At 67.0% G+C, this 22,861-nt stretch carries 26 protein-coding genes and 1 tRNA gene; 9 read left to right on the top strand and 18 right to left on the bottom strand.

The annotated features are described in order from the left end of the window. Positions 1-54 precede the first annotated feature (54 nt). Both NF4_RS22370 and NF4_RS40120 read right to left on the bottom strand, forming a co-directional pair. Positions 55-945 (bottom strand): Vgb family protein, encoded by an 891-nt coding sequence (locus NF4_RS22370; protein ID WP_063129333.1) that lies wholly within the window; start codon positions 943-945, stop codon positions 55-57. Next, positions 942-1,874, bottom strand: coding sequence for an alpha/beta fold hydrolase (locus tag NF4_RS40120; RefSeq protein WP_369690947.1), 933 nt, complete (start codon positions 1,872-1,874; stop codon positions 942-944). The genes NF4_RS22370 and NF4_RS40120 overlap by 4 nt, the downstream gene beginning before the upstream one ends. Here NF4_RS40120 and NF4_RS22380 point away from each other — a divergent pair, their 5' ends adjacent. Next, positions 1,875-2,438: a dihydrofolate reductase family protein gene (locus NF4_RS22380; protein WP_063129335.1), complete on the top strand. Its 564-nt coding sequence runs from the start codon at positions 1,875-1,877 to the stop codon at positions 2,436-2,438. A 195-nt stretch (positions 2,439-2,633) separates the two neighbouring features. Here NF4_RS22380 and NF4_RS22385 read toward each other — a convergent pair whose 3' ends face one another. Genes NF4_RS22385 through NF4_RS22395 form a run of 3 tightly spaced genes read right to left on the bottom strand, consistent with a single transcriptional unit; the run spans position 2,634 to position 5,817 of the window. Further along, positions 2,634-3,392, bottom strand: coding sequence for an SDR family NAD(P)-dependent oxidoreductase (locus NF4_RS22385; RefSeq protein WP_063129336.1), 759 nt, complete (start codon positions 3,390-3,392; stop codon positions 2,634-2,636). After that, a complete protein-coding gene (locus NF4_RS22390; RefSeq protein ID WP_063129337.1) occupies positions 3,389-4,201 on the bottom strand; it encodes an enoyl-CoA hydratase/isomerase family protein in 813 nt (270 codons plus the stop codon). The genes NF4_RS22385 and NF4_RS22390 overlap by 4 nt, the downstream gene beginning before the upstream one ends. Beyond that, positions 4,198-5,817, bottom strand: coding sequence for an AMP-binding protein (locus NF4_RS22395; RefSeq protein ID WP_063129338.1), 1,620 nt, complete (start codon positions 5,815-5,817; stop codon positions 4,198-4,200). The genes NF4_RS22390 and NF4_RS22395 overlap by 4 nt, the downstream gene beginning before the upstream one ends. Positions 5,818-5,937: 120 nt before the next feature. On the opposite strand from NF4_RS22395, the gene NF4_RS22400 reads away from it, so the two are divergent. The 4 genes from NF4_RS22400 (at position 5,938) to NF4_RS22415 (ending at position 9,022) form a co-directional block, all read left to right on the top strand. After that, the gene (locus NF4_RS22400; protein ID WP_063129339.1) at positions 5,938-6,564 is read left to right on the top strand and encodes a TetR/AcrR family transcriptional regulator; all 627 of its coding nucleotides are present in this window, start codon (positions 5,938-5,940) and stop codon (positions 6,562-6,564) included. Between the two features lie 326 nt (positions 6,565-6,890). After that, the gene (locus tag NF4_RS39420; RefSeq protein WP_232330600.1) at positions 6,891-7,082 is read left to right on the top strand and encodes a hypothetical protein; all 192 of its coding nucleotides are present in this window, start codon (positions 6,891-6,893) and stop codon (positions 7,080-7,082) included. Next, positions 7,079-7,267: an SDR family oxidoreductase gene (locus tag NF4_RS22410; protein ID WP_063129341.1), complete on the top strand. Its 189-nt coding sequence runs from the start codon at positions 7,079-7,081 to the stop codon at positions 7,265-7,267. The genes NF4_RS39420 and NF4_RS22410 overlap by 4 nt, the downstream gene beginning before the upstream one ends. Before the next feature lie 84 nt (positions 7,268-7,351). Then, complete coding sequence (locus NF4_RS22415; protein ID WP_063129342.1) at positions 7,352-9,022, top strand: CocE/NonD family hydrolase; 1,671 nt, start codon at positions 7,352-7,354, stop codon at positions 9,020-9,022. Between the two features lie 1,082 nt (positions 9,023-10,104). Here NF4_RS22415 and NF4_RS22420 read toward each other — a convergent pair. Then, complete coding sequence (locus NF4_RS22420; protein WP_232330601.1) at positions 10,105-10,353, bottom strand: hypothetical protein; 249 nt, start codon at positions 10,351-10,353, stop codon at positions 10,105-10,107. Between the two features lie 218 nt (positions 10,354-10,571). Between NF4_RS22420 and NF4_RS22425 the strand changes: the two genes are divergently transcribed. After that, on the top strand, positions 10,572-11,738 hold the full coding sequence (locus tag NF4_RS22425; RefSeq protein ID WP_063129344.1) for a helix-turn-helix domain-containing protein: 1,167 nt from the start codon (positions 10,572-10,574) through the stop codon (positions 11,736-11,738). 370 nt (positions 11,739-12,108) lie between these two features. Here the strand turns inward: NF4_RS22425 and NF4_RS22430 are convergent, their stop codons facing one another. The 9 genes from NF4_RS22430 to NF4_RS22475 form a co-directional block, all read right to left on the bottom strand. Next, on the bottom strand, positions 12,109-12,384 hold the full coding sequence (locus NF4_RS22430) for a hypothetical protein (protein ID WP_157120512.1): 276 nt from the start codon (positions 12,382-12,384) through the stop codon (positions 12,109-12,111). 363 nt (positions 12,385-12,747) lie between these two features. Beyond that, positions 12,748-13,527, bottom strand: a complete 780-nt coding sequence (locus NF4_RS22440) for a hypothetical protein (RefSeq protein ID WP_063129347.1) — start codon at positions 13,525-13,527, stop codon at positions 12,748-12,750. Then, positions 13,524-13,718 (bottom strand): hypothetical protein, encoded by a 195-nt coding sequence (locus NF4_RS22445; RefSeq protein WP_063129348.1) that lies wholly within the window; start codon positions 13,716-13,718, stop codon positions 13,524-13,526. The genes NF4_RS22440 and NF4_RS22445 overlap by 4 nt, the downstream gene beginning before the upstream one ends. A 4-nt stretch (positions 13,719-13,722) precedes the next feature. After that, the gene (locus tag NF4_RS22450) at positions 13,723-14,064 is read right to left on the bottom strand and encodes a helix-turn-helix domain-containing protein (protein WP_063129349.1); all 342 of its coding nucleotides are present in this window, start codon (positions 14,062-14,064) and stop codon (positions 13,723-13,725) included. Continuing rightward, the gene (locus NF4_RS22455; RefSeq protein WP_232330602.1) at positions 14,051-15,592 is read right to left on the bottom strand and encodes an AAA family ATPase; all 1,542 of its coding nucleotides are present in this window, start codon (positions 15,590-15,592) and stop codon (positions 14,051-14,053) included. Before NF4_RS22455 ends, NF4_RS22450 begins: the two co-directional genes overlap by 14 nt. Before the next feature lie 78 nt (positions 15,593-15,670). After that, a complete protein-coding gene (locus NF4_RS37940; RefSeq protein ID WP_157120513.1) occupies positions 15,671-15,964 on the bottom strand; it encodes a hypothetical protein in 294 nt (97 codons plus the stop codon). After that, positions 15,961-16,299 (bottom strand): hypothetical protein, encoded by a 339-nt coding sequence (locus tag NF4_RS22465; protein ID WP_063129351.1) that lies wholly within the window; start codon positions 16,297-16,299, stop codon positions 15,961-15,963. The genes NF4_RS37940 and NF4_RS22465 overlap by 4 nt, the downstream gene beginning before the upstream one ends. After that, on the bottom strand, positions 16,296-16,823 hold the full coding sequence (locus NF4_RS22470; protein ID WP_063129352.1) for a hypothetical protein: 528 nt from the start codon (positions 16,821-16,823) through the stop codon (positions 16,296-16,298). The genes NF4_RS22465 and NF4_RS22470 overlap by 4 nt, the downstream gene beginning before the upstream one ends. A gap of 89 nt (positions 16,824-16,912) precedes the next feature. Continuing rightward, positions 16,913-17,104, bottom strand: a complete 192-nt coding sequence (locus tag NF4_RS22475; RefSeq protein ID WP_063129353.1) for a helix-turn-helix domain-containing protein — start codon at positions 17,102-17,104, stop codon at positions 16,913-16,915. Positions 17,105-17,204: 100 nt separating this feature from the next. Here NF4_RS22475 and NF4_RS22480 point away from each other — a divergent pair, with 100 nt between their 5' ends. Next, positions 17,205-17,783 carry a helix-turn-helix domain-containing protein gene (locus NF4_RS22480; protein WP_198165418.1) on the top strand — a complete coding sequence of 193 codons (579 nt, stop codon included), beginning with the start codon at positions 17,205-17,207 and terminating at the stop codon, positions 17,781-17,783. Continuing rightward, entirely contained in the window at positions 17,776-18,966 is a 1,191-nt protein-coding gene (locus NF4_RS22485; RefSeq protein ID WP_063129355.1) for a site-specific integrase, read from the top strand. Before NF4_RS22480 ends, NF4_RS22485 begins: the two co-directional genes overlap by 8 nt. A gap of 94 nt (positions 18,967-19,060) precedes the next feature. On the opposite strand, the gene NF4_RS22490 is transcribed toward NF4_RS22485, so the two are convergent. Further along, positions 19,061-19,133, bottom strand: a tRNA-Asn gene (locus tag NF4_RS22490). A 199-nt stretch (positions 19,134-19,332) separates the two neighbouring features. Here NF4_RS22490 and NF4_RS22495 point away from each other — a divergent pair. Beyond that, complete coding sequence (locus NF4_RS22495) at positions 19,333-19,581, top strand: hypothetical protein (RefSeq protein ID WP_030523130.1); 249 nt, start codon at positions 19,333-19,335, stop codon at positions 19,579-19,581. Between the two features lie 11 nt (positions 19,582-19,592). Here NF4_RS22495 and dnaG read toward each other — a convergent pair whose 3' ends face one another. Together dnaG and NF4_RS22505 are read right to left on the bottom strand one after the other, a co-directional pair. After that, positions 19,593-21,518: a DNA primase gene (dnaG, locus tag NF4_RS22500; protein ID WP_063129356.1), complete on the bottom strand. Its 1,926-nt coding sequence runs from the start codon at positions 21,516-21,518 to the stop codon at positions 19,593-19,595. A 75-nt stretch (positions 21,519-21,593) separates the two neighbouring features. Then, positions 21,594-22,841 carry a deoxyguanosinetriphosphate triphosphohydrolase gene (locus NF4_RS22505; protein WP_439956770.1) on the bottom strand — a complete coding sequence of 416 codons (1,248 nt, stop codon included), beginning with the start codon at positions 22,839-22,841 and terminating at the stop codon, positions 21,594-21,596. Positions 22,842-22,861: the final 20 nt, after the last annotated feature.

Below are 22,861 nucleotides of genomic sequence, written 5' to 3' on the forward strand. Positions count from 1 at the left end.
TTCACCAGCTGCCGGATCCCGGCGAGCACGATCGCGCTGTGGCGGTCGACCGGGTCACGGCGCGATGCGGGCGACTGCTCCGATCTCCAGCGCCGTCCACACCGCGCCGTCGGGGCCCACGGTGATGCCGTGCGGCTCGGATGCCGGTGTGGGCAGATCGTATTCGCTGATATCGCCGGCGGAGCCGATCCGGCCGAGGCGGTTGGCTCCCCATTCGGTGAACCAACAGTCACCGGCGGCCGTCGCGGTGATGGCGTGCGGTTTCGCCGTCGGGTCGGGCAACGGGAACAGCTTCATCGTGCCATCGGGTTCGAGGCGCCCGATCCGGCCGGCGGCGATATCGACGAACCACACGGCGTCCGGCCCGCGGGTGATGCCCACCGGTGCGCCCGGGTCGGGCAGCGGGTGCCGGGTGATGTTGCCGTCGAAGTCGATACGTGCGATGGCGTTGGCTTGGTTGAGGGTGCACCACAGTGCGCCGTCGGGACCGCAGGTGATCATGGACGGGAAGCCGCCCCGGGCAGGGAGAGCGAAGTGGGTGGTCTGTCCGTCCGGGGTGATGCGGCCGATCCGGTCGGTGTTCATCTCGGTGAACCACATGGCCTCGTCCGGACCGGCGCAGAGGCCGAACGGACTGCTGCCTGCGGGCAAGCGGAATGCCGTCACGACACCGTCGGTGGTGATACGCCCGATGTGGTCGTCACCGGAACGGGTGAACCACAAGGCGTCGTCCACGCCCGCGGCGATGACGGTCGGTCGGGACCCAGCGGGCCCGGCCGAATACCGGTCGAGCACACCGTCGACGGTCAGGCGAGCGATCTCGTCGCTCTGCGCCAGCGTGATCCAGAGCGCGCCGTCAGCGCCCGCGGCGATCCCGTAGGGGCCCGCTGCGGCGTCGGCCACCGGGAACTCCTGGACGAGGCGACTGTCGGCATTTTGTCTCATCGATGGGCCTTTCCCGTCTCGGTCGTTCGGTGGCAGTGGTGACCTGGTGTACCAGGTCGACGATGATCGCCGCGAGGTCGGCGGGCCGGGTCATCGGCAGGTTGTGTCGAGCATCCGGCGTTCGTCGGCGCGCCATCCGTAACGAACATCTCCCGTAACTGTTGAGCCGCTTCGGGTTCACGCCATTGCGCGTTGCCGCGGATCGCTGTCGCACGATCATCGAGCACGAGGCCGTCGACCAGGCACAGCGCCGCCGGATCGACAACTCCGGCCGCCGTCGCTGCCGTGACGGCGTATCCGCCGGTGGAATGCCCCACCAATACCGGCCGATCCCATCCCAGAGCGGCCACCACCTCGCCGAGATCACGCCAGTACTGCTCGGGTGTTCGAGAATCGGCCTCCGTGTGCCCGTGGCCGCGAAGATCGAACGCCACCGCACGGCAGTGCGCCACCAGGTACGACGCCACCTCCGACCACGCCGCACAGTTGTGGCCACTTCCGTGCACCAAGAGCACTCCGGTGCCCTCGCCGCCGAAGTCCACCCCTGACAAGACACCGCCGGCCACACGCACCCTGACCTCGGTCCCCAACACAAGCCGACACTGTGCCCATCGCAGCCGCCACCCGCAACTCTTTATCGGCACAGGACTCGGATCCGCGACCCCCGGAGCCGGGCGATTCCGGTAGCGCGACGCACCGAGAGGTGCCCTGATAAACGGCGGCACTGCCGACGCGCCGACAGCTTGGGCTGTTCGGCGCGCAGCTTGCCTTTCGCCTCGGCCACGGCCATGCCCTCGAGGGGCGATCCGCAGCAGGTCGACCTCGAACTCGGCGACGGTGGTGAACCGGCCCTCGGTGTGGCCTGACCGATTACCTTTTCGCGCCGTACCGGTCTGTATATCGAGTACCGACTCACGAGAGGCTGACATATGCGGAAATTGACGTTCGGCATGAACCTGAGCCTGGACGGCTACATCGCCGCGCCCGGCGACGACCTCGGCTGGAGTGTGCCGAGCGACGAGCTGTTCCAGTGGTGGTCCGACCGGGTGCAGGCGACAGGCACGGCGCTGTACGGGCGCAAACTGTGGGAGACGATGAGCTCCGACTGGCCGACCGCCGACCAGCAGCCGGATGCCACCCCGGCGCAGATCGAGTTCGCCCGCCGCTGGCGGGACATGCCGAAAGTGGTGTTCTCCTCGACGACCGGCACGGTCGATTGGAACACCCGCCGGGTCACCGGCGACGCGGTCACCGAGATCACCAGGCTCAAGGCCGAGGACGGCGGCCCCATGGATATCGGCGGCGCCACACTCGCCGCAGTGGCCATGCGGGCCGGGCTGATCGACGAGTACGCGATCGTCACCCATCCGGTCCTGGTGGGTGGCGGCACGCCGTTCTTCGCGGCCCTGGACGACTGGGTGAACCTGACCCTGGTGGAAACCCGGACGTTCCCTGACGGCGTGGTCCTGACCAGGTACGAGACCAGGCGCTGAGTACCCGACCTCGGACCGGCCCGGGAATCGGGCCGGCCAGGGGTCTCGTGGCGCTGTGTGTCGAGGCGATCGTGAATATTCGCCCGTCATGGCCGCCCGGCTCTGCTCGAGCAGCGCCGGACGAACCTCTGGCTCGGCGGGAGGCACGCGATCACCCCACCATTCCACTACCACGCCAACCTTCCGGACGAGGCGCTAGCGGATGGAGGATCCGATTCCGAGGCCGCCGTCGACGTCGAGGACTACGCCGCTGACGTATCCGGCGGCCGGTGAGCACAGGTAGGCGGCGGCTTCGGCGATGTCGTCGGGTTGTCCGGTGCGGCGTTGGGGCACTTTGGCGATGAGTTTTTCGCGGGCGGGTGCGTTCATGGAGGCGAGCATGGGGGTTTCGATGAGGCCGGGGGCGATGGCGTTGGCGGTGATACCTTGGCGGGCGGTTTCCAGGGCGGTGGTACGGGTGAGTCCGACGATGCCGGCTTTGGCGGCGACATAGTTGGCTTGGCCGAAGTTGCCGCGCCAGCTCATCGAGGAGAACGACACGATCCGCCCGTAGCTGCGTTCGCGCATGTGCGGCAGGACCGCGCGGGTGCAGAAGAATGCGCCGGACAGCGAGACCTCGAGTACGGCATGCCAGTCGCGGTCGTCGATGTCTTCGATGCGGTTGTCGCGGATGATGCCGGCGTTGTTGACCAGGGCATCGATGCGGCCGTGCGTGTCGGCGACGGTGTCGACCCAGGCCGTGACGTCCGCGGAGGAGGTGACGTCGACAGCATGGCTGACACAGGTGTGGCCGTATTGCTCCTCGAGCCGGCGGGCGAGGTCGTGGGCGGCGACCTCGTTGACGTCCGCGATGGCCACGGTCGCGCCCTCGGCGGCGAAGCGTTCGGCCATGGCCGCGCCGAGTCCTTGAGCGCCACCGGTCACGAGGACTACTTGATCGGTGTATCGGTTCATGGCATTCCTGTCGTTGGTGTTCGGCTGCCGTGCTCTGATCCCGATCGGCGGTGGAGGAACGCGGTCAGCGAGGCGGGGACATCGGTGGTGTTCCAGTGTTTTTCGAAGGCGTCGAGTTCGTGTGCCAGGCCTTGTTCGTCGTCCATGCCGGTGAGCTCGTGCAGCAGGGTTTTGAACGCCTCCTGTGCCGGGCCGGCGGCCTCGGCGAGCTCGGTGGCAACGGTGTGCGCGGTGGCCGTGACCTGGTCGGCGGGGACTATCGCGTGGAGCCAGCCGGTGGCGCCCAACTGCTTTGCCGGGATCAGCTGTCCGGTCAGGGCCAGCCAGCGGGCCGTGGAATCACCGACTTTGCGGGGTAGCCGCACGCTCGAGCCCGCAGCCGGGAGCAGGTTGTTGCGGATATGGCCGTCGCCGATCAGCGTGGTGTCGGCGGCGACGACCACATCGCAGGCCAGGGCGAGCTCGAGTCCGCCGGCGACCGCGTGTCCGTGCAGGGCCGCAACCACCGGCAGGCGGCCGGTCTCCAGGCGGGTGACCACGGCCGAGACCCGATGCAGGAACTGTGTCGGGCCGCCGAGGCGGTCGGCGGTGCTCAGGAAATATTGCAGGTCTGCGCCGGCGCAGAAACTCTTGCCGGCACCGGCGAGGATCAGGCACCGGGTGTGCGGATCGTTTTCGGCCTCGGTCAACGCGGTATCGAGAGCCTCGATCAGGTCGGGGTCCAGGGCGTTGTGGCGGTGGGGACGGTTGAGGGTCAGGGTGCGGATCGGCCCCGACTGCGTGACCAGGACCGGTGCGGGCCGGGTCATCGAGCACCCGCCACCGGGCCGGAGTCCTCGCGGCGGCGTTGCCGCAGCTGTGCCCGCTGGATCTTGCCGCTCGGGGTCTTGGGCAGGGTCTCGATGAAATGGATACGCCGCGGGTAGGCGTGCGCGGCGTAGTTGTCCTTGACCCACTGCTGTAGCTGCGTGACCAGGGCGTCGGTGACCTCGGTGCCGGGCGTGGGAACCACGAACGCCTCGACCACCTCGCCCCGCACCTCGTCGGGGCCCGCCACGACGGCGGCTTCCGCCACGGCTGGATGCTGCAGCAGCGTCGATTCGATATCGAAAGGACCGATCCGGTAGCCCGCCATGAGGATGACGTCATCGTCGCGGGAGGAGAACCGGACGATTCCCTCGGTGTCGATCGAGGCGATATCACCGGTCAGGAAATAGGCCCCCTCACCGCAGAACCGGTCGGCGCCGCGGCCACCTACATAGCCGCGGAAGGTCATCAAAGGACTGTCCGAGACCACGATCGCCAGCCGCCCGGTCTGCCCGGCCGGGGCCGGTGCGTCGTGGTCCTCGTCCAAGACGGTGATCTTCCACCCCGGCAGTGCGGTCCCCATCGCACCGGCCAGCACCGGCCGTCGCAGGCCGGGGTGGTGCGGGAATCCGATCGGCATACCGAGCTCGGTCTGGCCGAAATGATCGTGCACTTCCAGCCCGAGCGCCTCGCGCGCCCAGTCGTTGACTTCCGGTGTCAGCGGCTCTCCCGCGCTCGACAGCCCGCGCAGCGCCAACCCTTCCGGTACCGGAATATCCGAGGCACGCAGACCGCGATAGACCGTGGGCGCAGCCGTGTAGTCGGTGACCTCGAGATCTTTCAGCACCGCCCATGTGGTCGCGGCCGAGAATCCGCCGCGCAACAAGATCGTCGGCACACCGGCTGCCAGCGGTGCCACGAGCGCGGTATAGAGCCCGTAGGCCCATCCCGGGTCGGCGCCGCACCAGAACACACTGTCCGGGCCAACACCCAACCCGAACTCCAGGTAACTCTGCCAACCGGCGGCATAGCGCACCGGATGCACCACGCCCTTGGGTTTGCCGGTGGTACCGGAGGTGAACATATGCACCAGCGCACCGGCACCACCCACCGGGACCGACCCGACCTCACGCCACGACACTTCGGCGAGCCGGGCACTCAAACCCTCGGGAGAATCGGTCCCGGCAACAATGAGCGTCCAATCCCCAGGCGGCACCTTCGCCTGCTGATCCTCGTCGGCAACGACCAGAACCGCACCGGCATCGACGAGCCGGGACCCGATCGTGTCCTCGGCGAAAGCGGTGAACAACGGCACGTACACCGCGCCCAAACGCCAGATACCCAGCAGGACGGTGACCAGATCGGCGCTCTTGCCCATGACGGTCGCGACGCGGTCCCCGCGCTGCACCCCGGCTTCGGCCAGCACCGCGGCCGCCCGCCGCGACGCCTCGGCCAGCTCGCCATAGGTGTAATCGGTCGCGACCAGATGCTCGTCGACGATCGTCAGGGCCTTGGCCGCGTCCGGATGGCGGTCACACAGCAACCAGGCCACATCAGCATCGGGAACCCCGGATTGCTCGAGCAGTTCACCGACGCGTGTTGCGGGGTCAGGGCTCATTACCACTCCCATGTGGGTACTTTAAGCAACTTGTTATTACCCACAATAGTACCGCAGCGCCAGACGCCGGAGAAGTCAGTGCTCACAGCCGTCCGATACGGATGTGCAACACTCGATCTCATGCCTCGTACAACCTCGACGCGCCGGACCACGGTCAATACCCCGCGCAAGCGGCGGGTGGATGTGGCGCGTCGTGACGACCTGTTGCGGCAGGTTCAGGAGATCTTTCTGAACGAGGGCTTCACCTCCCTCACGATCGGCGAGCTCACCGAACGTTTGCATTGCTCCAAGGCCACTCTCTACAGCGTTGCCGCGACCAAGGAGCAGTTGGTCGTACTGGCCACCAAGCAGTTCTTCGGGGAATCGGCCGACGAGATCGAGGCCGCCGTGGCCGCCGAGAACGATCCGAAGGCGAAAATCCTCACCTATCTCGGTGGCGTGGCGAATGCGATGCGGCGCAACTCGAAGGCCTTCTACGAGGATATGGTGGCCTTCGCGCCCACCGCGGAGGTCTATGCACGCAACACCGCGCGCGCGGCCGAGCGCGTCCGCGAACTGATCGACGGCGGCATTCAGGAAGGCCGTTTCCGCGCCACCGACGGCGTCTTCGCCTCCCAGCTCGTCGCTCTCGCCATCGAGGGTGTTCAGTCCGGCATCCTGCTCGAGCGCACGGGCCTGTCGGCAGCGGATGCTTTCAATGAATTGGCCGTACTGCTGCTGAACGGGTTGCTCCGCAGCCCGGAATGAACCGCCATCCGGTCCGGGCGCCGGCCGGCAGTGCACCGTCGCGGAACACACCGCACGCGGCCGGACATGTCGCCGACAACTCGGACCGAGCCCTTCAGGAGGGCTCGGTCGGCATCGATTTCCTGAACACGAAACCTCAACCGAGCGTCGACCGCGCCGCGTAGTCCTGCGGCAGAATCCGCAGGACTACGCGACCAGGCCTTATCCGCGGGGATCGCCCGCATTACTCCAAGCCTTGCATGCCAGGAACCCCTTGCCATCAATTCCGATTGTGGGTACTTTCACAGGATAGGCAGTACCCAAGAAAGTACCCAATGGAGGGTTTCATGGCTCGGGATCCGAACGTGAGTACGGCGGGCAGCGCTGCGCAGGTCCGCGAGGTCGTGGCGGTCTCCGCTACGGCTGACGCCGATCCCGCGTGGCTGTTGCGCCGACCGGAATCCAATCGCGCGGTGGCGTTCACGTTCGTCGTGCCGGATGGCTCCACCGTCGATCTCGCCTTCGATGGGCCGACGTGAGCGCTTGCGCCGGTGAACTATTCGCGCGCGACAAGCTCGTAGCCAAGGTCCCGTTGCCTCGCACCGGTGACCCCGGCGATATCGCGGAGGCTGCGGCCTCTCTCTGCTCACCCGCGGCGGGCTACGTGCCCGGCGTCGTCCTCGATGTCGACGGCGGCCTCGGCATCGGATCCGCCATTCGCTGAAATCCCGCAGCCTTCCACCCGTCTCGAATGCCGACGGGTTTCTTCACCATCGTTTCCGCACGTCAGAAAGAGAGCACACCAGTTATGTCCGGTATGGAAATCGAGTTCGATGTCGAGGCCACGATGCGCGACGGCACCATTCTGCGTGCGGATGTGTATCGCCCGGTCGGAGACGGTCCGTGGCCCGTTCTCATCCAGCGCACGCCCTATGACCGACGCGCCATGCTGCAGAATTTCATCGACCCGTTCGAGACGGTTTCTCGCGGCTACATCCTGATCCATCAGGACACTCGCGGCCGGTTCGGTTCCGACGGCCCGTGGCTCCCGTTCACCTACGAGGTCGAGGACGGATACGACACCGTGCGCTGGGCGGCGAGCCTGCCCGGCAGCAACGGCGCCGTCGGCATGCTCGGTGCCAGCTACACCGGCAACACCCAGTGGGCAGCGGCAGTCGCGGCACCCCCGGAGCTGCGGGCAATCAGTCCGCAGGTCACCTGGTGCGACCCGAGTGACGGGCTGCTTTTCCGCGGTGGCGCAATCGAACTGGGCCTCTACGGGTTCTGGTCTCTGATGACCGGTGCCGGGGCGATCGCGGCGCGGGCACAGGACCCGGCAGCAGCCGTCACCGCCCTCGCCGCCCTCACCACCGACTACGACGGGCTCGTCCCCCGCGGTTACTGGGAACTGCCCGCCGGGGAACTGCCCGCCATCGCCCGCCACGGTGTCCCGGATATCGGGGTGCAGCGCGCACTCGCCGACCCTGCCAATTCCGACGGAGCGACGATCGCCGGCAAACACAGCACCGTCGAGGCCGCCGCGCTCAACACCGGTGGCTGGTTCGACATCTTCCTGCAGGGCACCCTCGACAACCACACCGCCATGGCGGCTCTGGGCAAACCCACCCGGTTGATCGTCGGGCCGTGGACCCACATGATCCGAATCGGAGCGTCGGGCAGCGTCGCCGGTGAGGTGAACTTCGGCCTGGCCTCGACACATCAGGGCATCGCGTTCGACCAGCTACAGCTGGACTGGTACGACCGCTGGCTCAAAGGCGTCGACAACGGCGCCGACGCCGAACCACCCGTGAAGATTTTCGTCATGGGCATCAACCAGTGGCGCGACGAATCCGAATGGCCGCCCGCCCGCGCTGTCGACACCCCCTGGTACCTCGGCACCGACGCCACCCTCACCCCGACTCCACCCACCACCGAGCAGACCCCCGATCACTACCTCTACGACCCCGCGGACCCGGTTCGCACCCGCGGCGGCCATCTCGTGATGGCCTACGAATTCCCCGCGGGACAGTTCGACCAGGCCGCCACCGAGCAACGTCCCGACGTGCTGGTCTACACCAGCGAGCCCCTCACCGAGGACCTCGAAGTGACCGGCCGGGTCCGTATGCGGCTGCACGCCGCCACCGACGGACCCGCTACCGACTGGGTGGTGCGGCTGTGCGACGTCGACACCGACGGTGTCTCCCGCAACCTCTGCGACGGCATCCAGCGCATCCATGCCACCCCGGGCGAACCCGGCGAATACGAGATCGACCTGTGGTCCACCAGCAACGTCTTCCTCGCCGGCCACCGCATCCGGGTACAGGTCACCTCCAGCAACTTCCCCCGCTGGGACCGCAACCCCAACACAGGCGAACCCACCCGAACCGCCATCACCATGCGCACCGCCCGGCAGACGATCTTCCACGACACGGTACGACCCTCGCGCATCATCCTGCCGGTCATCCCCCGCACGCCATAGCTCCGCCGCCCGCCCCGCAGCCGGGACTTTCCGACCTTCGGCGGATCCGATCTCGATCCTTCCTGCCGAGCCTGTGTGCTCGGCAGGAAGGATCGATTGATGTCGGAGACACGCGAATCCGTGACCAGAAGCAGCCTGCCGAGCAACTACTTGCGCGGGTCGAGGAACAGGGAGTTGAGCTGCGCGGCCCGGACGGGCTGTTGAACCGGCGGGCGTTGCAGTGCGGCCGACCCGAATGCGCGACAGGATCGCTACCACAGCTCAGCCCGAGTCCGGCAAGCCGAGTGACCGCTGGGCCGCGCGGTGACAGCGGAAAGCCGAGGCCCTCGCCCGTGCATGACCTGCTCGTCGGCAGGCGATCCCGACCCCCGCAGCTGGTTCACGAGTTCGAGAACCGCGCCGAACTCACTCCCTTTTGCGCGACAGTGCCCCATATCGGAAGTCCGACCCGGAAACTCTGGCGTATTCCTGGTTATGCACCGATAAAAAACAGCAGGTCAAGCCACTCTCTGGGCTTGACCTGCTGCTTCTGCTCCCCCAACTGGACTCGAACCAGTAACCTGCCGGTACGTTTTCGGCCATTCCGGTACGTCCGCACTCGTCTACCGTTGTCCGGGAAGGCCTTGCTACACAGTGGATTACAGTCCAATTAGCGTCCGCTACCGTCCGCCTAAATCCGGCCGAATCCGACACCGTTTATACGGGGAAAGTACGGAGTACAGGTCAACCATGTCGCTCATCGACGCGGTTGCCCTCCGATTTCGGTGATCGCCGAAGAACTCCAGCGGGGTCATTTTGCTGGCGCCGACAAAATGATCGGCCGGGGTACTCGGTGGTGAGTACCCCGGCCACTTCCTGTGATCCCAGGTTGTCGACCTCGGCAAGCTGGGCGACCAGGGAATTCCCTACGCCCGGCGGACTGCATTCGAACCTGCACGGTCACCAGCCCCGCACAGGTGAGCAACAGTGCTCACCTGCTGGCAAGTGACCCAAATGGGTCAGTAGCACCTACGCCCGGAACATCACCACGGCGAACCAGGCCAGCCCCGCGGAGAGCAGGACCAGGGCGACGCCGTGGCCGCTCACAGCTGCACGACCGGCCAGCGGTACCCGCGCGGGTAGATCTGCATCGGCGTGACCAAGGCGGCGTGCTCGGTGATCGCGTGGCGGACCGCGTCGGCGTGTTCAAACGATGGGACCACCACCGCCGCCGCGCCGTGTTCCATGATGGCGCCGGCCAGAATCAACGACGTTGCCAGCGGCCCGGTATCGATACGGACCGTCCACACGATCGTGTAGCCATGCTTTTCCGCCACCTTGAAGACGTCCACCCCGTCCCCGAACACGTCTCTGCGGATCATGGCGACAGCCCGCTGAATATCCCCGACCACTGTGCACCCCTTGCGCCCCGACTCTGCAGATTGGAGAGCACCCGCCGCCAGGGCAGTCGGGGTCAAACCTGACGGCGGGGCTACCGTGACGTTAAATCTGCTGGTAGACAACGAATGTTCGACGATTGTTCGAAACGAAACCTGCTACCGTCGAGGACATGCAGCAAGGCGAGACTGTCGGCGAGCACATTGCACACTGGCGCAAGGTCCGCGGGCTCACCCAGCACCAACTGGCGGCCCGTGCCAACGTCTCCCGGTCGATGCTCGCCCAGGTGGAAACCGGGAAGGCATCCGCGTCCACGGTATGGGTCGGGGCCATCGCCAACGCGCTACGGGTCGACGCCTCCCGGCTCTACGGCGCCGGGCACGAACCCGAACCGCTGGCGGATGTCCTGCCGGTCCTGCGCCGCGCGCTCGCCGCGACCGATCCACTGGACCCCGATACCGAGCCCGTGCCGCTCGACGAATTGCGGCGCCTGTCGGCCAAGGTGGCGCGCTGGCGAATCGACGCCCGGTATCGACGCATCGCTGATGTCCTGCCAGATCTCGTGGACTCCCTGCTGGTCGCCGGGGACCAGACCGGACGGCCGGCCTATGCGATGCTGACCGACGCCTACCGGGCCGCGAACACAGTCGCGCACAAGTTCGGATACACCGACCTGTCTCTCACCGCTACAGAGCGCATGGAGTGGGCAGCCACCCGGTCCGGCGATCCACTGCTGTTGGCGACCACGCACTACGTGAAGGCCGCGAGTCTGGCCCGTATCGGTGCGTCTGCACACGCTCTGCGGCTGCTGAATCGGTCCATGTCCGATATCGAGCCGCTCGTCGAGGAGGACGCGACCGCGGCGGCCGTGTATTCGATCCTGCATATGCGCGCCGGGACCATCGCCGCTGCGACCGGCGACGCTGATACCTCCCGCGGCCACCTCGCGGTAGCGGAGCGGCTCGCGCCCCAGATCGGCGACCGGGTGATCTACGGCAGTCCGGTCGGGCCCGCGAACGTGCGCCTGTATCAGCTGTGCGCCGAGGTCGACCTGGGCGAGCCGGGGCGCGCGGTCGACATCGCGAAAGGCACTCGGCTCCCGCAAGGGATGGCCGCCGAGCGGCAGGCGTATTTCTGGGTCGACGCCGCGCGGGCGCACCTCCTCAACGGGGACCCCGATTCCGCGATCGGCGCACTCCTGGAATCGCGTCTGGCCGCGCCGGAGCACTTCCGATCGAGCCCGGCCGTGAAGAACGCCATCCGCACCACGGCCCAGCAGCAGCGGCGTGCGAACGACAGCCTTCGGAGTCTGGCGAACGCTGCGGGCATCGACGACTGACACCGGCGTAGCTCGAGCAATCGTCACTGTGACATACCTGGTGTCAGCCAGGCGGACAGCAGGGCAGTTTTCAGGGGATCCCCCGAAAAGGGTGTGCGTTCGACGTACCCCCTTCCGCGTCGATGAGCGACACGGTTGCCGGGTCCTGCCGGGACCTCGCAAGGGGGTCAGCGAGATTGACCCCCTTGAACCGTGGGCGCCGGCCTACCGTTGCCCGCGGAGCAACAGGTGAGTGTGAGCCGGGCTCACTCCCAGGGGTGTCGGTTCAGCAGACGCCCTTGCCCCGGGATCCCCAGACCCGTATCCGGCCTGAGCGTCTACGACTATGGGGTACCTGCCCCCCGGGGGGAGGGGGGGTATCCCGGACGGATCAGTACCCCGTTCCGTCCCACGGCTCGACTTCAAGGGGAACCACCACGGAGTCTTCCTCCGCTTCCCACCGATCGAGCACCCGGATACTCCGGTCAACGTCGCGGAGCTCGGCGACCAATCGCGCGATCACATGGGGCGGCACCCCGTCGTCGAGGTGGCCGGCCAGCTTGTCCCGCAACGCCACCAGTAGCGCGCGTTCCGAGACCTGGGCGGCGGCAAGTATCTCCTGCGGCCGCTCATCGTCGCTGACCACATGAAGTTTTTTCCGGGACATGCGCTGTCACCTCCATACGTTTTTTTCGCCCGGGGGGAGGACTCGCCTATGCCGGAGGAGGCGAGCGGCGGGCGGCTGACCCCCTCCCCCAGGGTGGATCACACGCCTCAGCCGCACTCGCAGCCGTCGCTGCTGGCCCTGCTCTTGCTGGCTGTCCCGCGCTGCTGCCTGTTGCGGCCCGGTAGTGCACTGACTGGTATCTCTCGGGTCATGACCGGGCGGCCGTTGATGCTGACCGTCTGCTGTACGACCGGTACGCCCTTGCTGCGGGTCACCTTGGTGGTGACTTTCTGACTGCGTGGTCTCCTCGGTGGCATTGCCTTGCCTCTCTCTCGATGTGTGCGGTGGTGGCTGCTCTGTGCGTCACCCGGCGGAGAATGCGCCGTTCCTGATCGCTTCGCGTACCGCTGCATCGCGCGTCTCGGTCCGCTCTTTCTCCTCGAGCGCCCAGACCTTGCGTGCGGCGGTGGTGGCCTCATCGGCGGTGGGGAACCACAGCTCGGCCCCGGCCATGGCGCCGGTGAGGTAGTAGTCCGGGACGCTGGTGGCGCTCGCGTTGCGCACGGGCCGCGGGTCTCGCCACTGCCCGCAGTCCACGCCTTTGTGCTCATACCCGTATCCGGGCGGGGTGGTGGCACGGCGCAGGGCATAGAGCGCGTCGAGCTCGGCAACGTTGGTGGGCAGCTCGGCTACCACCCGCGCGTCATCGTGGCGGTTGCCTTTGACCAGTGCCGAGAGATTCTTGTCATCGAGGCCGGCCACATGCTCGATCGCTGAGATGAGCGGCGCGGCGAGTGCGGCGAGTTCGGCCGTGAGGTGGTCGTGGTGAACTCGCAGGGCTTCGACCACTGCCCGGCCGGCGCGGTCGCGGGCCTGAGACCAGGCGGTGAACCTGAGTCCCGCGGCGTACTGACTGGCCGACAGGGCTTCGATGCGCTCGGCGGATTCCCGGTTGAGGTAGGCGGCGATGATGGGTTCTCGGTCGACCTCGTTGCGGGGCTGTGCGGCTTCGACGTCGTTGAGCAGGTCGAGCGCTTCGGTGACCGGCTTGGGGAGCTTGATGCCGCGGTGGGTGAGACCGTCGCAGGTCCGGTGCGCAGTGAACTGCGGCTGAGCGTTGCGGAACTGTCCGATATTGCTCATGCGGCGGTGCCTCCTCCGGCACGGCGGAATGCCGCGGTGGCGCGGGCCTTCTTGGCTTCCGAACTGGTCGGCGGCGCCTCCTCGGTGTCGCTGGGCTCCCGCACGCTGGCGGCGAATGCTTCCCACTCGGCATCGCTCATGGATGCGGCGTAGGCGTACGCGGCGTCTCGCAGGATGGTCAAATCTGCCACTGTGTTACTCCGTTCTTCCTTGGGCGTATTCGCTGACGGTGCGGCGGTCGAACACCCACGCTCGGCCCGCGCGCTGCCCGTCGAGGTCGGCGGCCAGGCGGCGGACGTGGCGGGCGGTGCACCCGAGTAGCCGGGCGGCTTCCGTCACTCCGATCACTTCCGAGTTTCGATCGGTGGTGTCGGGGCCGTGTCCGGTGTGGGACGCGCATTCGACCAGTTCGGCGTCGAGGCGGGTGTCGATGCGCCTGAGCCATTCCGGGACCGGGGCGCCCATGCGACGACGGGCGCGCAGCATCTCGGAGACGGCGTACCGGCACGCCTTGAGTTCATCCTCACGAAGCGTCATCGGTACGCCTCCGGTCTATGGGACGGCCCCCGCGGGTGATCCGGCGGCGGGGTTTCTGGTGCTGTCGGTCGGACGCACGAGCGGCATCGAGCGGAGTCACGTTGGTCTCGCGCGTAGACCCTTGCTCCCTTGCTCCCTTGCTCCCTTGGGGCTGACCGGCAGTGTCCGCACCCCCTCTGACCTCAAAGAGAGCAGAAGAGTGCAAGGGAGCATCCTCCTGGGCGTGGACGCTCTCTTGGTGCTCCGTTGCTCCCTTGGCCTCCTCCGGGAAGTCCATTCGGCGCCAGAACCACGGCCCGGGAACCTCCGGCCGGAATGCCTCTATGAACTCCACGCCGCGTGCCTTGTTGATACGCGTCTTCGAACGCTTGGCTTTGTCGGTCGAGTACCCGGCAGCATTCGCCGAGTCGTAGACATCCTTCGCCAGGACGGGACCGTTCTTCAGTAGCTCAAGCAACCAGGCGTCGATGTCCTCGTACCCGGCGCCGTCCGTGGTGGCCTTCGGCTGGAACCGGAGAACGTCGCCGACCGTCTTGTCGGAGTCACCGACGATGACGAACCGACCCACCTCCGCGGTACGACCCGAGTCTGTCGTGACGGTGGTCGACTCGATCCGGTACGTCAGCGCAAGATCCTCTTCGCCGATGGAGTTTTTCTCCTGCGACATGATCCGGTCACCGTCTTCGGATTCCGGGTCCTTGGCGAACCCGAACACCGCTCGCGCGACCTCACCGAACGCCGATGACCCGTTGATGCCCGCGACGACATCACCGTTGCCGGACTTGTTCAGATGCGCGATACCGAGAACCACACCGTCGATGTCCTCGGCGAGCTTGGCCCACGGCTCGATCAGGGAACGAACCTCGTTGTTCCGGTTGATATCGGTGCGCGAGCCGATGGTCGACATGAGGGGGTCGACAACGACCAGCCTCACGTCATGGTCGTTCAGCTCGCGGGTCAAGTCGGCCATGTCATGCGACGACAGGAACCGGACCTCTTCTCCGTCGAGTTCTACCCGTGGCATGAACACCCGGCTGAGATCAGCACCAGCGGCGCGCAGGCCAGGTTTGACCACGTATCGCGCTGACTCCTCGGCCGCGATATAGGCGACGTTGACCGGGCGGCCGAACCAATGCCCTTCGAGGGTGCCGTTACTCACTTGAGCGGCCATGTACCGCCCACCGGTCGACTTACCCGCGCCGGGCCGGCCAGCAAACAGAGCGAGCGTGCCGACCGCGATCCGGCCCTTACCGCCGTGATTCCATGCCCACACCGGAACGTCGTCGGATTCATCGGCGAACGTGGAGAGCCTGACCGACCGGAACCCCGCACGTGCCTGTTCACGTTCGCGCCTCTGTCGCATCCGCATCTTCTGGAACTCAGCCGCGACGTAGCACTCTGGGCACTCGCGAACGTGGTGCTGATGCTCGGCGCAGTGGGCGGTCGGTTCCGGCATCTTCCGCGCGGCCGTGGTCCGATTGCGGTCCTTGTCTTCGCCGGGCGTCGATACCGTGGACTCGTCGGTCATACGGCACCTCCTTTCTGTACAGGGTTCATGCGGCCCGCCCCACCACCTCGGGGGCGGGCCGTTTCCATGCGTGCGGGGTTACTCCTGGCGGGTGGTCGCCTTCGTGAGTTCGGCGGCCAACCGCTGCACCTCGTCGTGGGCGCGCTGCCAGTCGTCGAGCAGGTCATCCGTGCGTTCGGTCATGGCGAGTTCCGCCAGGTGCCGCGCCAAGGTCTCGACCCGGGTACGGAACATGGCGACCGCCCACCGCTGCGGCGAGTAGTCCACGGGCGGCACAGCACCGGGGCCCGTGTGCTGCTCATAGACCCGCTTCGCGTCCTCGGGACACTTGATCGCCCTGCCGAGAGCCGGGGCAGGGTAAGGGGGCGTCATCCCCGCACCTCCTCAGCGATCTCGGACCGGCGGTGCAGCGGGACAACCACCCCGGCGTACCAACCGAGATCGGCCTGATATCCCCATGCGGCGGAACGGTCCCGGCCCATAACCGACCGGTCCCGACCGGCGACCGCGACATCCTCGGCGACGGCCAGCAGCTCGGCGGTGTAGGCGCCGATCCCTCGGCGGGGAACGGCATGGATCTCTCCGTCGTCCTGGATGACGATGGTTCCGATACGCAAGGCGCGGCCGACGATGGAGAGTTCGCCGAGCTCCGCGTCAAGGTGCACGCCGATGGCGGCCGCGGTTTCGATCCGGGTAGGCGCGATCACCGGGTCACCTCCGCGGCGTCGACCGGGCCGAACATGTCGCGGATGCCCACCCCGGCGGCGAGGGTCAGGACGCAGACCTCACTGACGGTGAAGCAATCGGCACCGTCGCACACCTGGGCCAACCGGTGGATGCTGATGCCGGTGCCTTCCAGCAGGTCGAACACCGGGGTTCCCGATGCCTCGATAGCGTCGATGACGCGCCGGGTGACCCCTTCGGCGTAGTTCTGAGCTTTCGCTTCCGCGATCTCTCGCTGAGCCCGCAGCTGGGCCGCGCGGTCGGCGGCAAGGTCGCGGTCGGCGAACGCGCGGATCAAGTCCAGTTCCGTGGGTCCGTCCAGCTCCACCGGCTCGAGGTCGGACGGCTGGCAGAACCGCAGCGACGAACCGGGCACGTCATCGCGACATACGATCGTGGGCCGATCCGTCGATCCCGCGAGTTCGGTAACGGTCAGCAACTCACCGGAGGTGCGGAGCCGTACGGAGTCGCCGGGACGGAGCGGGGCGGGGTTGGTATCGTGGTTCACGGAAATCTCCTCATGGGATGAGCGGGTTTCGTTGGTCCGGGTAGCGGCGGCAACCGCTCCCGGGCCGTCTTGGTTTCCGGGGGTAGACATCAGGCGGCATCCGATCCGCCGACGAGCCGTGCGATGTAGTCCGCGATGGCGCTTTCCGGGACCAGCCGACGGCGGCCGATCTTCACGGAGTGCAGCTCCCCCGAATTCATCAGGTCATACAGGCCGCTCCGGCCGATTCCGAGTCGCTGGCACGCAACCGGGATCGGGTGCAGCTGCGCCGTAGTGCTCATATCCGCTTCCTCCAATGTTCGGGAATGCGACAGTTTCTGTCGAGCAAACTGCCTGTCGGGAGCATAGCGGATGTTCTCGTACGTGTGCAATCATGTCGAGATGCCGAACATTGACGAGACCGCCAAGGCGTGGCAATCCGAATTGGCCCAACGCTTCGGCGATGCGGTGGCTACCTACCGGAAAGAGCGGGGGATCAAGGCGGCCGAACTGGCCGACCGGACCCGCGACCTGGGTTATCCGATTCACCGTGTCGCCATCACCAAAATCGAGACCAACAGCCGCGGGGGGAAGCTCGACCTCGCGGAGGTCATCACGTTGGCGCTGGCGCTCGGCGTTCCGCCGGTACAGCTGATCTACCCGGGATTGCCGGGCGGGCAGGTGGACGTTTGGCCCAGGATCGGGACGAGCGAAGCCACTGCGCTGCAATGGTTTTCAGGAGAGATACGAGCATCGGACATCTTCCTCGGCCCGTGGACGGAGGCCAGTACGAATGCACGCGTGCAGCTGGCGCGTGAGTACGTACGCGCGAAGGAAGTCAGGAAGTCAGCAGCCCTCAACTACCGAGATCCCGCCTCAGCGTCGGACGAGGTACGGCAGGCGTTCCGCATCGCTCAAGATCGGGTCGAGGAGATCGAGCAGCAGATACGCGCGAACGGATGGCCGATAGACGATGCCTAGGCAACGGATGCGCCCCGGCGAGTGGGGGAAGATCACCGTGCGCGAGGTCGAGCCGGGCAGGTTCACCGCGACAACGTATATCCGTGACGAGGATGGTAAGCGCCGGGAGGTCGAGCGCAGCGGCCGCAGCGACGAAGATGCACGCCGAAACCTACTGCGGGAGTTGCGTTCACGCTCGGCACCCGTCACGGCGGCCGCGCTCGTGACCGATAAGACGACCTTGTCTGAGCTGTTCGCTATCTGGCTGGCAACCAAGAAGATCAAGCGGCAGTCAGTCACTCAGTACCGCCGGGGCTGGGAGAGGAACGCTGACAAGCAGATCGGAGCCCTTCGCATCCGGGAGTTTCCAACCAGCCGCGGCGAAGCACATTTGAAGATCATTTCCGCCCGGTCGGCGGCTTCCGGCAAGCAGTTGCGGACGATCCTCGTGGGCATGTTCGGCTTGGCGGTGAGGTACGACGTGATCAAGGTGAACCCGATCCGGGAGACCGAGACGGTCCAGGTGTCCACTGCGGACGCCCGTGCAGCGACGCCTGCGGAGTTCATAGCGATCCGCGCGGCGATCCGGGAATTCTGCGACCGCCCGCGCCGGAACGGTCCGAAACCGGGCCGCTTACTGCCTGCTGTCGTCGATGTTCTCGGGTCGACAGGGTGCCGGCCGAATGAACTGCTGGCCGTGCGGTGGCATGAGGTCGACCTGCTGGCGGATCCACCGACCATGACGGTTACGGGAACGATCATTGACCATGGGCAGGCCGAGGACGAGGACGGCAAGCCGCTGCCCGTACACCGGCAGGACGAACGCAAGGGTGGGGCGCCGCCTCACACCCTCGTGCTGCCCGCGCTCGCGGTCGCTGCACTCACGGAGATGATCGGCCAGTCCGGCGACCACGGACAGGTGTTCGCGAATCGCGACGGCGGATGGATGAGCCTTGCCAATCTGCGCCGCGCACTACGGGCAGCGCTCAAGGAACACGACGGCCTGGATTGGGTCACGCCGTATTCGTTCCGTCGCACGGTGGCGACCGTGATCACGGGTGAACTCGGCCTTGCCGAGGCACAGCACCAGCTCTCGCACGCCCGCCAGTCGACCACCGAACAGCACTATGTCGAGCGCCGTACGCATGGCCCGGATGTGCGCGTCGTGCTCGATCGGTACGCGTCCGGGAAAGTACGGGATTGAATGTACGGGGAAAGTACGGGAATTTTCGGACGCACATTCGCCGGGTAAAGGTCAACCCCCTACCTGTTTGCGCTGGTAGGGGGTTGTTTTCTTGCTCCCCCAACTGGACTCGAACCAGTAACCTGCCGATTAACAGTCGGCTGCTCTGCCAATTGAGCTATAGGGGATTGCTCGGCGGCCTCGCCCGTACCGGGCTGACCGAGACGAAACTCTAGCGTATGGGTGGGTGCGTGCCCAAATCGCCGGGTCGAGCCGGGGCGGGAGGCCGAAACGGGGCCCGACCGGCCGTGGGGACCGGATCGACAGGTGTCGGTGCGGTCGGGCAGGATGGGTCGGCACGGACTACTGGGAGGAGCTCCACCCACAATGTTGCGGTTGATCATCGGTATCGCTGCCGGTTATGTGCTGGGCAGTAAGGCCGGGCGGGCACGTTATGAACAGATCAGCGCGAGTGCCCGCGCGGTCGCGGGGAGCCCGGTGACGCGCAAGCTGGTGCAGGTGAGCAGACAGAAGCTGTCGGACAAGTTGAGCACCCAGCCGAAACTGGAGCCGATGGAGCCGCTCGACGAGCGCACCACCGTGATGGTCCCGCACGACCAGCTACGGCGGCGATAGCTCACTACGGGTCAGGCGGCGCCGAATTCGCTGGTGCCCATGGCCTGTTCCAGCAGACTCTTGCGGTACTGCTCGAGAGCCACGAGGTCGGCGAACAGCGCCATATAGGTCTCCGGTTCGTCGACGGAGGAGACACGGTGCAGCCGTGACTTGAGTTCGGCGATCTGCCGTCCGACCAGGGCGGCCTGGGCGTTGGCGAGGACTCCGGTGATGAACCGGGGGATATCGCCGGTGGTCTTCACCGGCAGCGGTTCGCTGGCGAGCTCGGAGACCAGGGCGCGCAGCGTGAGGTCGTCGGTGCGGTCGGTGATCGCGCTCACCCAGTCCGCACCCGAGAGGCCCGCCGACACTCCCCCGGCTTCGGCCATGAGCGTGCGGACGGCGATATAGGCGGGATGGGTGAACGCGTCGGCTTCGAGGGCGTCGAACGCCGGGCCGGCGATCTCGGGGTACTGCAGTCCGGCGGTAAGGGCCTGACGCTGGGAGCGCAGTACCGGGTCCCGGGGGTCGGGGCGGGCGGCAGGCGGCGTGGGACCGGACTGCTCGCCTCGGGGCGCACGAGTGGGCGGGGCGGCCGCCGCGCCGCGCAACTTGCGGGCCTCCTCATCGACCCGGCGGTACACCAGCTGCGGATCCTGCCAGCCGGTCCATTCGGCGAGCTGGGTCGCGTAGCGTTTGCGCAGGCCGTGGTCCTTGATCTGGGCGACGATGGGAACCGCCCAGCGCATCACCTCGACCTGGCTGTCGTAGGTGAGGGCCCGGGTGCGGCTGTCCTCGCGTTTGGCGATCTCCTGGCGCAGCGCGAAATCGAACAGCGGTTCGCGGCGGGCGACCATATCGCGCAGGGCGGCGTCACCGGACTGCTGGCGCATCTCACAGGGGTCCTGGCCGTCGGGCGAGACCACGACGTAGGTTTGCCCGGCGACCTTCTGGTCACCGAGGAACGCCTTGAGGGCGGCGGCCTGACCGGCGGCGTCGCCGTCGAAGGTGAAGATGATCTCGCCGCGCCAGAAGTTGTCGTCCATGAGCAGCCGGCGCAGGATCGCCAGGTGGTCGTCACCGAAGGCGGTGCCGCAGGCGGCCACCGCGGTTTTCACCCCGGCCAGATGCATGGCCATCACATCGGTGTAGCCCTCGACGACCACGGCCTGATGGCCCTTGGCGATTTCCCGCTTGGCGTGTTCGAGACCGAACAGCACCTGGGATTTCTTGTACAGCAGGGTTTCCGGGGTGTTGACGTATTTGCCCGGCATGGTGTCGTCTTCGAAGAGTTTACGGGCGCCGAAACCGATCACATCGCCGCCGAGATTGCGGATCGGCCACAGCAGCCGCCGATGGAACCGGTCGATCGGGCCACGCCGGCCCTGCCGCGACAGACCGGCCGCCTCGAGTTCCTTGAAATCGAAGCCCCGGTTCAGCAGGTGCTTGGTGAGGGTGTCCCAGCCGTCGGGGGCGTAACCACAGCCGAACTGGGTCCAGGCGGCGTCGTCGAAGTTACGGTCGGTGAGGTACTTGCGGGCGACCGTGGCGTCGGGGCCGCGCAGCCGTTCGACATAGAACTCGTGGGCGGCGGCGTTGGCGGCCACCAGCCGGGACCGGGTGCCGCGGTCGCGCTGGACCGATGTCCCGCCGCCCTCGTAGTTGATCCGGTAGCCGATCCGGTCGGCCATCTGCTCGACGGCTTCCACGAAACCGATGTGCTCGATCTTCTGCAGGAAGGCATACACATCGCCGCCCTCGTTGCATCCGAAACAGTGGAAGAGGCCGTGGTTGGGCCGCACATGGAAGGAGGGGGACTTCTCGTCGTGGAACGGGCACAGCCCCTTCATCGAGTCCGCGCCGCCCCGTTTGAGCGCCACATACTCGCCCACCACATCCTCGATCCGGACGCGCTCCCGAATGGCTGTGATATCGCGAGCAGGTATTCGTCCGGTCACGGAGTCGAGTCTAGGCGAGCGGGTACCCGCCGGAACCCGAGCACCCCGACGCCGGCCGCGACGCCGTGCGTGCCGTCACGAATTCAGGGTGGCGGCGATCCGTTCCAGGCGGCTCTCGGTGTAGGAGGCGATCTGATCGACGATCACCCGGACCCGGGCGCTGTCGTCGGCGGCGGTCTCCCACCAGGGCAGCAGCAGCGGGTCGAGCGCGGCGGGGCCGGTGGCGAGCAGGTGTTCGGCGACGGCGGTGAGGCGGGCGCGCTGCTCGGCCTGACGCAACTTGTGGTCGGGATCGGACATGACGTAGCGCAGCGCGACGGTCTTCAGGACGGCGACCTCGGCGGCGGCCACCGGCGGCACCACCAGGTCGGCGGAGTAGCGGGCGAGCGGTCCGGGATGGGCCGCGCGCGTCGCGACAACCGCCGCGTTGGCGAATCGGCCGACGAGTTCACTGGTGAGCCGTTTCAAGGCAACCGAACTGGTGAGGGTGCCGTCGTAGACGAACACATCCGCGACGACCGGCAATTCGGACAGCCGCTGCGCGGCGGCCACCAGATCGTCGACCGAGAGGCCGCGATGCTGCACATGCCCCAGCTCGGCCAGCGCGACCCGCTCCACCGGATCGGCCAGGGCACGCAGATCGATCCGGCCGGCGATGATGCCGTCCTCCACGTCGTGCACCGAGTAGGCCACATCATCGGACCAGTCCATCACCTGGCATTCCAGCGCCGGCCGCCGCTCCGGTGCGCCTTTGCGGACCCAGGACAACCGGTCGGCGTCCGCCTCGTAGGCGCCGAATTTGCCGCCCGCCTCGGTGCGATGCCACGGATATTTGATCGCGGCGTCGAGCGCGGCGCGGGTGAGGTTGAGCCCGACACTGCCACCGTAGGAATCGAGGACCTTCGGTTCGAGCCTGGTGAGGATCCGCAGATTCTGGGCGTTGCCCTCGAATCCGCCGAAATCGGTGGCAAAGATATCCAGCGCTTTCTCGCCGTTGTGACCGTAGGGCGGGTGGCCGATATCGTGCGCCAGACCCGCGAGCTCGGCCAGGTCGGGGTCGCAGCCGAGGCCGTCGGCGATACCGCGGCCGATCTGCGCGACCTCCAGCGAATGTGTGAGCCGGGTGCGCGGCGTGTCACCGTCGCGGGGACCCATCACCTGGGTCTTGTCGGCGAGGCGGCGTAGCGCGGCCGAATGCAGTACGCGCGCACGGTCACGCGCGAATTCGGTGCGGTGCCCGTTTCCGTGGGCACCGGCACCGGCGAGGCCGGCCGTTTTGGGCGCCTCCCCGACCAGGCGTTCGCGGTCGTGCTCGGTGTAGATCACCGCACCCAGTCTGCCAT

This window comes from Nocardia fusca NBRC 14340 (genome assembly GCF_001618425.1).
Classification (GTDB): Bacteria; Actinomycetota; Actinomycetes; order Mycobacteriales; family Mycobacteriaceae; genus Nocardia; species Nocardia fusca.

Excerpts from the sequence above, each read along its gene's own strand:
- NF4_RS22370 (WP_063129333.1), bottom strand. The coding sequence starts at position 945 with ATGAGACAAAATGCCGACAGTCGCCTCGTCCAGGAGTTCCCGGTGGCC.
- NF4_RS40120 (WP_369690947.1), bottom strand. The coding sequence starts at position 1,874 with ATGTCAGCCTCTCGTGAGTCGGTACTCGATATACAGACCGGTACGGCG.
- NF4_RS22380 (WP_063129335.1), top strand. The coding sequence starts at position 1,875 with ATGCGGAAATTGACGTTCGGCATGAACCTGAGCCTGGACGGCTACATC.
- NF4_RS22385 (WP_063129336.1), bottom strand. The coding sequence starts at position 3,392 with ATGAACCGATACACCGATCAAGTAGTCCTCGTGACCGGTGGCGCTCAA.
- NF4_RS22390 (WP_063129337.1), bottom strand. The coding sequence starts at position 4,201 with ATGACCCGGCCCGCACCGGTCCTGGTCACGCAGTCGGGGCCGATCCGC.
- NF4_RS22395 (WP_063129338.1), bottom strand. The coding sequence starts at position 5,817 with ATGAGCCCTGACCCCGCAACACGCGTCGGTGAACTGCTCGAGCAATCC.
- NF4_RS22400 (WP_063129339.1), top strand. The coding sequence starts at position 5,938 with ATGCCTCGTACAACCTCGACGCGCCGGACCACGGTCAATACCCCGCGC.
- NF4_RS39420 (WP_232330600.1), top strand. The coding sequence starts at position 6,891 with ATGGCTCGGGATCCGAACGTGAGTACGGCGGGCAGCGCTGCGCAGGTC.
- NF4_RS22415 (WP_063129342.1), top strand. The coding sequence starts at position 7,352 with ATGTCCGGTATGGAAATCGAGTTCGATGTCGAGGCCACGATGCGCGAC.
- NF4_RS22425 (WP_063129344.1), top strand. The coding sequence starts at position 10,572 with ATGCAGCAAGGCGAGACTGTCGGCGAGCACATTGCACACTGGCGCAAG.
- NF4_RS22430 (WP_157120512.1), bottom strand. The coding sequence starts at position 12,384 with ATGTCCCGGAAAAAACTTCATGTGGTCAGCGACGATGAGCGGCCGCAG.
- NF4_RS22440 (WP_063129347.1), bottom strand. The coding sequence starts at position 13,527 with ATGAGCAATATCGGACAGTTCCGCAACGCTCAGCCGCAGTTCACTGCG.
- NF4_RS22450 (WP_063129349.1), bottom strand. The coding sequence starts at position 14,064 with ATGACGCTTCGTGAGGATGAACTCAAGGCGTGCCGGTACGCCGTCTCC.
- NF4_RS22455 (WP_232330602.1), bottom strand. The coding sequence starts at position 15,592 with ATGACCGACGAGTCCACGGTATCGACGCCCGGCGAAGACAAGGACCGC.
- NF4_RS37940 (WP_157120513.1), bottom strand. The coding sequence starts at position 15,964 with ATGACGCCCCCTTACCCTGCCCCGGCTCTCGGCAGGGCGATCAAGTGT.
- NF4_RS22475 (WP_063129353.1), bottom strand. The coding sequence starts at position 17,104 with ATGAGCACTACGGCGCAGCTGCACCCGATCCCGGTTGCGTGCCAGCGA.
- NF4_RS22480 (WP_198165418.1), top strand. The coding sequence starts at position 17,205 with ATGCCGAACATTGACGAGACCGCCAAGGCGTGGCAATCCGAATTGGCC.
- NF4_RS22485 (WP_063129355.1), top strand. The coding sequence starts at position 17,776 with ATGCCTAGGCAACGGATGCGCCCCGGCGAGTGGGGGAAGATCACCGTG.
- NF4_RS22495 (WP_030523130.1), top strand. The coding sequence starts at position 19,333 with ATGTTGCGGTTGATCATCGGTATCGCTGCCGGTTATGTGCTGGGCAGT.